The following is an 11,351-nucleotide window of genomic DNA, read 5'->3' on the forward strand; positions in this document are numbered from 1 at the left end:
ATACTTTTCTTGGTTCACGCTTTGGATAGGGATTAAGAAAGAGAATTATGAAGCGTTTGACTACACGACTCCTCGCTGCAGCAGGCGTGCTTGCTCTCACCGTCGGCCTCATCACCCCGGGAACAGCTGAAGCCGCTGCTACCATACCGACCCCCATACTTGACCCGTTCTTCAACGTTCCTACCTCCCAATACAAGAACAAGGAACACGGCCAGCTTCTCCGTAGTCGTAAACTCCCCGCTTTTCTTGTCCCCGGTGGAAGTGCCACCCAAATGGTGTTCGCCACCCGCAACACCTTCAACAAGCCCACCTACGGCACCGCTGTCCTCGTCAAACCCGCTAACTTCCCCAAGAACGGAAATGTCATTGTTTACAATGACTTCATCAATTCCCTCGGCATTGGCTGCCAGCCAAGTTTCTCCTATTCAAACCTCAACCCCGAGTGGAACACTCGCAGCTTCATCTCCATGTGGTACGCCGCCATCGCCGCCCACTATGGTTATGCCTTCCTTATCCCCGACCACGAAGGCATGAAAGCCGCCTACACCGCGAATATTCATTCCGGACACGTTATCCTTGACGCCGTTCGCGCCATGAAAACCACCTCTGCACTAGGTATGCAGCACAGTTGGACGGGAATGCTCGGCTACTCCGGCGGCGGCATGGCAAGCCTGTGGGCCCTTAACCTCCGCCAACAGTATGCCCCCAATGTTCACTTCTCCGCCGTGGCAGTCGGCGGCGTCCCCACAGACCTGCAATACTACGGTCTCGCCTTCGGAAACCGACCCAATGACGGTTTCGGACTAGCCTTCGCTTCCCTGGTCGGCCTAGAACGCGAATACCCCCGGAGCATGCGCGTCACCCCTCGCCTGTCTGAACACGGCAAGGACAAACTACGTCGTTTGAAAGATGCCTGTTCCCCGCGCCTCCTGGAATCCCTTAAAGGGGAATCCATCGACACTGTTTTCAACGGTGTCAGCTTGCGCCCGGATAAAGAAAAAGACGCCTTCCGCGTTCTTCGCGCCAACAGTCTCTACTACGACCGCCGTCACCCCAGCCGCGGAACAAAACTCTACGTTTTTGGCTCCTACACAGACGCCTCCGCCCCCATTAGGCCACTACGAGCAACACTGCGCCGTTACTGTGCCGCCGGAGTTCATATACAATACAAAGAGGTGAATAACCCGAACCACGTTTCCACCGCCTACTACGATCTTCCCGTCGCAGCCCAATGGCTCTGGAAAATGGGACACGGTACGCCCATACGAGACGACTGCAACCACATCCCTTCCTAAAATCCGCTATACCAAACCGCTACATCGAACTCGTACAATTACATAAAAATAACTGGGCCCCAGGCTGAGGCTCCACAACTAGGCCAAAACTAAGTCTCATAAAGACTTGCAGAAGAAGATAGGATTACCGCCCATGACGGCACAACGCCACCGTCTGAAAAACTTCGTTGCTGCCACACTTGCCGCCACTATGCTGGCAGGTTCATGCATCTCCACGGGAGAGGCCAACGCCACCCCCATTTTCGACGACACTCCCCTAGGGCCATTCTTCAACGTCAGCCAAGCCAAACTGGACTCCGTCCCCAATGGAACCCTTATCCGCATACGTCCCGTCTCCAATTTTGTTGTACAGGGTACACAGGTTTTCCAATACGTCTTCAAAACCACAAACTCACACGGTAAGGCCGTCCTAGCCAGTGCTGGCGTCATGCGACCCATCATTGCCCGCCCCAACAACAACGTCCTTATCTACAACGATTTCATTAACTCCCTCGGGGTAGAGTGCCAGCCGTCCTTCGCATTTAACGCCGCCGCCGACTACATCACCACTGCTGGTAGAACCCCCAACGCCGCACGCAAAGCCGAAATTACGACTCGCAACGCATCCCTCATCGGCATGGGTGCACTTGCTGCAGTGTGGGGCATTACCACCATCTTCCCCGACTTCCTAGGACTACAATCTGCCTACGGCGCCAACATTCTTGGCGGACACATCACACTAGATGCCATTAAGGCAGCCCGCCAGGTTAAACACCTCAATATCCCCAACCCGAAGATTATCCTGTCCGGCTACTCCGGCGGTGCCATGGTAGCCGCCTACGCCGCCGCCATGGCCCCCACCTACGCCCCTAACCTCAACATTGTGGGCATGGCAGCCGGCGGAATGCCTGCTAACATGGTGTGGATGGGGAAAGCCCTCGGTAACAACCGCCACCCCGGTTTCGGCATCATTATGGGCGCCATGCTTGGGCTGGAACGCGAATACCCCAACCGGATGAACGTTTACAACCGTTTATCCAAGAAGGGCAAGCGCATTGTTAACGCTAACCGCGACGCCTGCACTCCCCGCATGTTGGACGCCATGAAGAACGAGTCCGCCACCACCATGTTTAACAACGTGAAACTGCGCGAGCAGCATAATGAGTTCAAAGTTTTCGCAGAAAACAGCATCATTAACTACAAGCCAGCACCACGCGTTCCCACCTTCCTCTGGTCCAGCGACCGTGACGACCTCGTCCCCATCCGCTACATTCGGACAGTGACAAAACACTGGTGCGCAACCAGCCCACACCTGAAAGTTCAGCTTGTTGACACCCACGTCTTCAACCACGTCGCCAACGCCACAGTAGGCGCCTGGATTGCCTTCCCGTGGGTCCTAGGCCGTTTCGCCGGAATACCCCCAAAGAACACTGAATGCTAAGGCCACTAAACTTTTACACATACTTTGCTCTCCTCCAGCAGGGGAGCAAAGTACCAGCTTAGGCAAGAAATCGCTAGAGTATTGCCCAGCTACGTATTAAGAGAAAGAGAGAAAGCTGATGATTCGCAGTTGTCGAAAAAAAGTCGTGTCGGCACTGTGCGCACTAGCACTAGCAGCGGGTACCGCAGTAACCGTATCCCCCGGCGCTAATGCCACCCCCATTTACCCCTCCAAGGTAAAAGACCCCTACTTCCAGGTTCCGAAATCTAAGTATCAGAACCTCACGCACGGCAAGCTCATTAAGAGCCGCAGCATGAAGCTGCCGCAGTTCCCCCGCACTATGGCGGAACAGATGGTGTTTGCCTCCACAAACTCCCACGGAGAGAAGATCTTCTCCACGGCACTTCTCCTCCGCCAGGCACATTCCTATGCCCTCCCCAACGTGCCAACGCTGGTGTACAACCACTTCATCAACTCTCTCGGCACGGAATGTCAGCCGACATTCTCGCTGACAACCCCCATTAACCAGTTCAACAATGTTGAATCCCTCACCACCGCCGCGGAAATTACCGCTGGGCTTAACGCGGCACTCACCATGGGTTGGAATATCCTCCTCCCCGACTTCGAGGGAATGCAAGGTGCCTACGGTGCCAACATTCTTGCTGGGCACATTATTCTTGACGCCGTTACCGCACTTGTCACCACCCCCAAGTTCAACTCCCGCCACTCTAAAGTTATCCTCGGAGGATATTCTGGCGGTGCCATGACAACCGTCATCGCAGCCGCCATGGCGCCGAAGTACGCACCCATTCCCCACTTCGTTGGTGCTGCCGCCGGCGGTACCCCCGCAGATATGGAATGGATGGGGAAAGCCCTGGGAAACAGGCCAAACCCCGGATTCGGTATCCTCGCCGGCACCATGATTGGGCTGGAGCGCGAATACCCCGACCGCATGAACATCTACGACCGCATGCGCCCAGAGTGGAAGAAACGCATGCGCAATGGGCTTAAAGACTCCTGCGTCTCCACCATGGTTGCCAGCTTCTCCGGACAATCCATGCGTACCGTCTTCAACAATGTTGACGTCTACAAACAGCACCGCGAGTTCAAGGTCGTGCGGGAAAACAGCCCCCTGTACTACCCGTTGAACCCCAAGATGCCGCTCTACTTCTACCACGGCAACCAGGACATTGCAGTGCCCGTCGCCAAGCTGAAGCAACTAGCGCACCGCTACTGCAAGGCCGGCACGCACGTCACTCTAGCCACCATGGACCTCTCCGAGCACCTGCTTGTGGGCTTCGTGGGACTCCCCGGTGCACTAGCCTGGGCACAGAGTCGATTCGCAGGACTTCCTGCCCCGAATGACTTCTGTGAGGGCCGCGAATACAACATTCTGCCCCTAGGACAGTTAAAGCCCTCCACTAAGTAAATAGTACGGGGCACAACCTCTCTATCTCTTCATCGAGTCTCACCACAAAGAGTCTCACTACAAGGGTGGGGCGGGAAGCACACAGCTTCCCGCCCCACCCTTGTATTATTCAGCCAGCAGTTATTATTCAGCTAGCAGTCTCTCCATGACGAGAGCGACGCCGTCATCATCATTGGATGCTGTTACTTCATCCGCCGCCGCCAAAACTGCATGATGCGCATTCTCCACCGCAACACCCCACGTGGATAGCTGCAGCATATCCATATCATTGGGCATATTTCCGAAAGCCACTACGGCCTCCTCCGGCACGTCCCAGCAATCCAGCAGGTACGCCAGCGCTTCCCCTTTGTGGCCAATGGGTGGGAAATCTCCAATAATCCACTGTCGATGGAGTACGTTACGTGTGCTACTGGATCCACCAGTGGGCGCACTATCTCCGCCATCTCCGCGCTAGACAATTCTGTACACCGCACGAGCAGTTTCGCCGCCGGTTCCTCCGACAGTGCCGCCAGGGTAGTGCGTGGGGCATTCTGCTCATACCAGACTTCCTCCGCATTCTCGGCGATAAGGAACTCTCCCGGTAAGTGCCCGTCACCCTGGGATTGCGTATCCGCACCGCTACGCTCTACCGCGAAACACGCCTCCGGGAGAGCCCGGTGAATAGACTGCACAATATCCGTCAACTCCGCCGACTGTAATAGCGTGCGCCGCAGTATCTTATGGCGAAAAGCATCATAGATAAGCGCCCCATTCATACAGATACACAGGGGAGAGACCGGTAATTGCTGCCACACGGGAGGAAGCCACCGAAGAGGGCGACCCGTGGCGACAATGAGTGGAATATGGCGCTCCGCGAGACGTGCGATAGCTGCGCGGCTACGGGGCGACACCTGCTTGTGGGAATCCAGCAGTGTGCCGTCAAGATCGGTTGCTACCAGCCTTAATCCGCCGCGTGCACAAGGAGCGAATGAGCGTTGGCCACCATCACTCATGCATCATCGCCGTTGAGCTCGGGGTTAGGCTCGGCATTAGGCTCTGCATTGCCTAGCTCATTAGCGTCATCTAAATCCGCATCGTCTAGTTCTGCATCGTCGGTAGCGGTGTCGTCAAAAACTCGTATTACTTCCTCGGTGGCGCGGGCAGCGTTCTCCAAGGCCCGAGACGTCTCCCGCTCGGCGTGTTTTACTGCAGCTTCTTCTTTTTGAATAGCTGTACGGATCTCGTCGGCAGCGGCCTGCTCCATGCGCTTCTCACGAGCGATGGCGTGGCGAATATGCCGCTCCTCGCTGGACTTCCGCACTGTCTCCTCAGCATCGGAGAGATACGCCAGCAGCGATTCAGCTTTCTGCGAAAGATACTCCGCACCCGACTGTAACGATTTGGCAGCACGATGCCGGAAACCTGTCGCGAATTCCGTCACCGAATCCGTGCCCGCGCCCAATTTGCGGGAGGCTTTACGGGCAGAACGAACAGTTGCCTGCTCCAACTCCACTGTCGCAGATGCAACCGTCTCCGTCATGTAACGCAGTGATCCGGCACCGGCTTTACGCTTCACTTCTTCCCCGCCTTGCTCAGCGGCCTCCACAAGTTCCTCAGCCGCTTTCGTAAGACTTTCGGCAGCTTCGCGCATACTGGTAAGCCGGGAGAGTTTAGCCTCCGGATCGGCCTCGTCAAGGGTGGCATCTTTTGTGTTGAGGATAGCGGAATGGACCTCTTTGGCCGCTTTCGCCGAGTGCCGCATCACCGAGTTGGCGTACTTGCGGTGCTTGTCGATTCTGTCGTCGTCAGCCTGTGCTTCCTCCAAGGTGGGGGCACTGCCTCCAAAACGAGCGGGTACCCAGGGAAGGCCCGGCTCAAAGGGGCCGAATTCTTCAAAGTAGCGGTTGCGGACGTCCTCTAAGGTGTCCTTGAGAACGGTGTGGAGTTGTTCGGTGAGTTCGTCGACGTCGCCGCCTGCTACATCAATGGGCTCACAGTAGTGCACCATGAAGGGGAGGTTGCGCTCCAGGTTGGGTTTTGTGTTGCGGCGCCATACGCGGTGGGATCCCCACACGATAACGGGATAGATTTTGACGCCGGCGGTCTGCGCCATGCGCACTGCACCTGTTTTTAGGCTCTTAATCTCGAAGGAGTCGGACATGGTGCCTTCGGGGAAGATGCCCACAATTTCCCCGTTTTTGAGTTTGTCGATTGCCATATTCATGGAATCGCGACCGGCGATACGATCCACCGGAATTTGCCCCAGGGCACGCATGAGCGGTCCCGCGATGGGGTTTTCGAAAATTTCTTGTTTTGCCATGAAGTGCGGTTGGCGTTTGGCGGCCAGAAGCGGCATGGCAGCGAAGTAGAAGTCTACGTATCCGGTGTGGTTGATGCAGAGGAGGGCGCCGCCTTTGCGGGGAATATTCTCCTCCCCGGTGATGATGACATTGTATTTAAGGGCACGCGCAATAAATTTTGAGAGGTGGTTTGCCACTGCAAAGAGAGGTTCGAACGCCATTCCCCCACTGTAATGCGAAAATTAGAAGAAAACTAGATAACAACATTTTCCATTGAAACTGGTGCTTTTAGACATGACAACCCAAAAGTGTGACGCATACCACTAAATTAGGGCGGTATTTAGCCAGTTCGCCTGCAAAATTGTGTAATCCACCCCACAACTAGCTATTTAGCTGCAGAAACAACGTTTTACCGGCACGCGGGTACGATGTACGGTGAAGCAGTACCCACTCCCTAAGTTATTAGGGATATAAAGGTTTTCTTACAGGAGGACTCACTTGTCTGCACCGTCCGAACTCACGCTTGAGCTCCGCGAAACTAACTGGGATCGCCTCGGCTCCGAAAAATTCGACATTCTTATCATCGGCGGTGGCTCCGTCGGTGTAGGCGCCGCTCTCGACGCCGCTACCCGTGGCCTCAAGGTTGCCATGGTTGAAGCCCGCGACCTAGCTTGCGGTTCCTCCAGCCGTTCATCCAAGATGTTCCACGGCGGCCTGCGTTACCTGCAGCCCAACCCAATTCCGCAGTTCGGCCTCGTCGCAGAATCCCTGCACGAGCGCGAACTGTCCATGCACACCCTGGCACCGCACCTCGTTAAGCCACTAAAGTTCATCTACCCCCTCACCAAGCCCTTCATTGAGCGCCCCATCATGTTCTGCGGCTTCACCCTTTACGACCGCATGGGTGGCGCTAAGACTGTCCCGATCCAGAAGCACTTCAGCCGCAAGAGCATCCTCAAGAAGATTCCTTCCTTGAAGCCCAAGGCTACCTGCGGTGGCGTTCAGTACTACGACACCCTCGTCGACGATGCCCGCCACACCATGATGGTTGGCCGTACCGCCGCCAAGTACGGTGCCGTTATCCGCACCTCCACCCAGGTTATTGACTTCCTCAAGGAAGGCGACCGCATTGTCGGCGTCACCATTAAGGACACCGAAGACGGCCGCACCGAGAACGTCCACGCTTCCGCCGTCATCAACGCCACCGGCGTATGGACCGACGAAATGCAGGACCTCGCTGGCGCCAAGGCTGCGTTCCACGTTCACCAGTCCAAGGGCATCCACATTGTCGTTCCCAAGGAATGCATCAAGTCTGACTCCGCTCTGTGCTTCGTCACCGAGAAGTCCGTCCTCTTCGTTATTCCGTGGGGCAACTACTGGATCGTCGGCACCACTGACACCAGCTACAAGCTAGATCTGGCTCACCCGGCTGCCACCAAGACCGACATCGACTACGTGCTCGATGAGCTCAACTCCCGTCTCCAGGAGCCCGTCACCTACGCCGACATCGTTGGTGTGTACGCCGGCCTCCGCCCGCTCGTTGCTCAGGCTGGACAGGAGAACACCGAGAAGCTCGCCCGTAACCACGAAGTTGCTCACCTCTGCCCCGGCCTCGTCTCCGTCGCCGGTGGTAAGTACACCACCTACCGTGTCATTGGTAAGGACGCCGTAGAAGCCGCCCTCCAGGACGTTCCTGGCCAGGTTTCCGAGTCCACCACCGAAGAGACCCCCATCATCGGTGCTGACGGCTACTGGGCCCTCACCAACCAGCTCGACGCTCTGGCCGCCAAGTACGGCATCACCGTCGCCCAGGTTGACCACCTCCTCAACCGCTACGGCTCCCTCATCTTCGACGTACTCTCCTACGCCAAGGATGACGAGTCCCTCAAGAAGCCCATCACCAACGCTGAAGGCTACCTCCGTGTTGAGGCCGTCTACGCCGCTGCTGTGGAAGGTGCCCTGCACCTTGAGGACGTTATCGCCCGCCGTACCCGCATCTCCATCGAATACGATGATCGCGGCATGGATTCCGCCCAGGAAATCGCCGACCTCATCGCCCCGATCCTCGGCTGGGACGACGCCACCAAGGCCAAGGAAGTTAAGCTCTACCAGGATCGCGTGGTTGCCGAGCTCAACTCCCAGAAGGCTCTTACCGACGAAGAGGCCGATGCTCGCCGCAACGAGGCTGCTGAAGCCCGTGCCGAGTACGTCGACAACGTTGACAAGAAGTAAGATACAAACCACACCACGGCTTACTTTTTTACACAAGTAAGTTTCTGATGTGAAAGACCGCCTCCCTGTACTCCCGGGGGAGGCGGTCTTTTTATGTCTTTGTTAAGCGCACCTTCATCGCATATTTTTTAACGATAAATCCGCTTTTTATTCCCCTTTATGTCTCCTAATTTCCGTAAAGTTGCCGTAATTAAGACATGTCACCTGCACTAACCGATTTGCGTGAGGCAACAAAACTACCACTTGGCGGGGAACAAAATACCATTAAGTCAAGATCTGTCATTGCACTATTCCGTGTGCTCAGATTCTCCCCTTCGCTCCCCTGACAAGGACTAAGCATATGTACATGATCAACGGAAATGAACTCAGCGGCGCTGAAATTTTCGGCTGGGAATTCCTCGGCACTATGGTGCTGCTGCTACTCGGTAATGGTGTTTGCGCAGCAAACAGTCTCCGCACCTCTGCCGCCAAGAACACCGGCTGGCTCCTCATCGCTTTCGGATGGGGCCTCGCTGTCTTCGCCGGCGCATCCGTCTCTCATCCCACTGGCGGACACATCAACCCCGCCGTAACACTGGCCCTCTGCATTGCAGATAAGACTCCCTGGGGAGCCTTCATCTACTACATTCTGGGCCAATTCCTGGGTGCCATGGTGGGAGCCCTCCTCGCATGGGCTGCCTTCAAGCAACAGTTCGACGCCAACGCCTACAACGACGACGGCACTGAATCTGGTGCCAATGCCACTATCGGTAACGTCTTCCACACTCGCCCCGCCGGCAAGAGCATGGTATGGAACCATGTGACCGAGATCATTGCCACCTTCGTACTGGTACTTTTTATCCTCGTTGGCCTTTGGAATAATGACCCAACTAACCTCGGTAACCTCACATACGCCGGCGTAGCAGGTATCATTGTTGCTATCGGCATGAGCCTCGGCAGCCCCACCGGTTACTCCCTCAACCCGGCACGTGACCTCGGCCCCCGCATCATGTACGCCTTCGTTCTTCCCATCAAGGGCAAGGGCACGGGCGAATGGAAGAACGCCATTCACCCCACTGTTGGCCCGCTGATCGGTGCCGCACTGGCCGCCGCCGTTTACCTCGCCATCGCCTAATCTGTATAACCGAATAGGCTCTACTAAACTTAATGAACTCTCTTGAGGAGAAAGTCCCGTGACTAAAAAGAAGTACATCGCAGCCATCGACGAAGGCACTACCTCCGCTCGCTGCATCATCTTCGACCACGACGGCGAGATCGTGTCCGTTGGCCAAATGGAATTCGAACAGATCTTCCCGCAAAAAGGCTGGGTTGAACACAATCCCCTAGAGATCTGGGACTGCGTCCGCCGCGTTGCCGGTGAAGCACTAGCCGACGCCGATCTTGCCCCCTGCGACCTTGCCGCCCTCGGTATTACCAACCAGCGCGAAACCACCATCGTGTGGGACAAGAACACTGGCGAGCCCATCTACAACGGCATCGTCTGGCAGGATACTCGTACCTCCGGCATCTGCCACGAACTCGCTGGCGACGACGGCATCTACAAGTACCAGAAGAAGACCGGCCTGCCGCTCAGCTCCTACTCCTCCGGCCCGAAGATCAAGTGGATCCTAGACAACGTTGACGGCGCCCGCGCCAAGGCAGAAAAGGGAGACCTCCTCTTCGGCACCCCCGACACCTGGATCCTGTGGAACCTCACCGGCGGCGCCAACCCAGAAGGCGAACCAGCCGTCCACGCCACCGACGTCACCAACGCCTCCCGTACACTGCTCATGGACATCAACACCCTGCAGTGGGACGAGGAACTCTGCGACGCCATGGGCATCCCCATGTCCATGCTCCCCGAAATCCGCCCCTCCTCCGGCGAATTCGGCGTCGTCCACGACCGTTCCAACCTGGCTGGCGTCCCCATCACCGGTATTCTCGGCGACCAGCAAGCTGCCACCTTCGGCCAGCTCTGCTTCAAGCCTGGCGAAGCCAAGAACACCTACGGCACCGGCCTGTTCCTCCTCATGGGAACCGGCACCGAGCCGAAGTTCTCCGAGCACGGCCTCATCACCACCGTCTGCTACCAGATCGGTGACGAGAAGCCCGTATACGCACTGGAAGGCTCCGTCGCTATGGGCGGTTCCCTCGTACAGTGGCTGCGCGACAACCTGAAGATGGTCCCCAACGCACCCGCCTGCGACCGCCTGGCCGAAACCGTAAAGGACAACGGCGGCGTCTACTTCGTCCCCGCCTTCTCCGGCCTACTGGCCCCTCGTTGGCGTGACGACGCCCGCGGCGTTATCGTCGGCCTCACCCGCTACGCTAACCGCGGCCACATCGCCCGCTCCGTCCTGGAGGCCACCGCCTACCAGACCCGTGAGCTTGTGGACGCCATGGTCGCCGACTCCGGCGTACAGCTGAAGGAACTGAAGGTTGACGGCGGCATGGTGAAGTCTGAGCCGCTCATGCAGTTCCAGGCAGATATCCTCGACGTGCCCGTCATCCGCCCGAAGGTGGCCGAGACCACCGCCCTGGGTGCCGCCTACGCTGCCGGCCTACACGTTGGCTTCTGGGATAGCATTGACGAGCTGAAAGCCAACTGGAGCGAAGACAAGCGCTGGGAGTCCAAGATGGATCAGGACACCCGCGATCGTCTCTTCGGCGAATGGAATAAAGCCGTTGAACGCACCTACGGCTGGGAAGAGTAATTC

Annotated in this window: 7 protein-coding genes and 1 pseudogene; 6 read left to right on the forward strand and 2 right to left on the reverse strand. The window is 56.9% G+C overall.

Annotated elements, in window-relative coordinates; all coding sequences use genetic code 11:
• Nucleotides 1–47 precede the first annotated feature (47 nt).
• From QZV76_RS04335 to QZV76_RS04345, 3 genes are all read left to right on the forward strand, one after another.
• Nucleotides 48–1,295, forward strand: a complete 1,248-nt coding sequence (locus QZV76_RS04335; protein WP_290598587.1) for a lipase family protein — start codon at nt 48–50, stop codon at nt 1,293–1,295.
• 133 nt (nt 1,296–1,428) lie between these two features.
• On the forward strand, nt 1,429–2,715 hold the full coding sequence (locus QZV76_RS04340; RefSeq protein WP_290598588.1) for a lipase family protein: 1,287 nt from the start codon (nt 1,429–1,431) through the stop codon (nt 2,713–2,715).
• 118 nt (nt 2,716–2,833) lie between these two features.
• Nucleotides 2,834–4,144, forward strand: a complete 1,311-nt coding sequence (locus tag QZV76_RS04345; RefSeq protein ID WP_290598589.1) for a lipase family protein — start codon at nt 2,834–2,836, stop codon at nt 4,142–4,144.
• 123 nt (nt 4,145–4,267) lie between these two features.
• Here the strand turns inward: QZV76_RS04345 and QZV76_RS04355 are convergent.
• Together QZV76_RS04355 and QZV76_RS04360 are read right to left on the reverse strand one after the other, a co-directional pair.
• Nucleotides 4,268–5,136 (reverse strand): annotated as a pseudogene (locus QZV76_RS04355) (HAD family hydrolase).
• Nucleotides 5,133–6,644, reverse strand: coding sequence for a lysophospholipid acyltransferase family protein (locus QZV76_RS04360; RefSeq protein ID WP_290598592.1), 1,512 nt, complete (start codon nt 6,642–6,644; stop codon nt 5,133–5,135). Before QZV76_RS04360 ends, QZV76_RS04355 begins: the two are co-directional and overlap by 4 nt.
• 277 nt (nt 6,645–6,921) lie before the next feature.
• On the opposite strand from QZV76_RS04360, the gene QZV76_RS04365 reads away from it, so the two are divergent.
• The 3 genes from QZV76_RS04365 (at nt 6,922) to glpK (ending at nt 11,348) form a co-directional block, all read left to right on the forward strand.
• The gene (locus tag QZV76_RS04365; protein ID WP_290598593.1) at nt 6,922–8,655 is read left to right on the forward strand and encodes a glycerol-3-phosphate dehydrogenase/oxidase; all 1,734 of its coding nucleotides are present in this window, start codon (nt 6,922–6,924) and stop codon (nt 8,653–8,655) included.
• 346 nt (nt 8,656–9,001) lie between these two features.
• Nucleotides 9,002–9,769 (forward strand): MIP/aquaporin family protein, encoded by a 768-nt coding sequence (locus tag QZV76_RS04370; protein WP_290598594.1) that lies wholly within the window; start codon nt 9,002–9,004, stop codon nt 9,767–9,769.
• Between the two features lie 58 nt (nt 9,770–9,827).
• Entirely contained in the window at nt 9,828–11,348 is a 1,521-nt protein-coding gene (gene glpK, locus QZV76_RS04375) for a glycerol kinase GlpK (protein ID WP_290598595.1), read from the forward strand.
• Nucleotides 11,349–11,351: the final 3 nt, after the last annotated feature.

Source organism: Lawsonella sp., from assembly GCF_011525565.1.
Lineage (GTDB): Bacteria > Actinomycetota > Actinomycetes > Mycobacteriales > Mycobacteriaceae > Lawsonella > Lawsonella clevelandensis_A.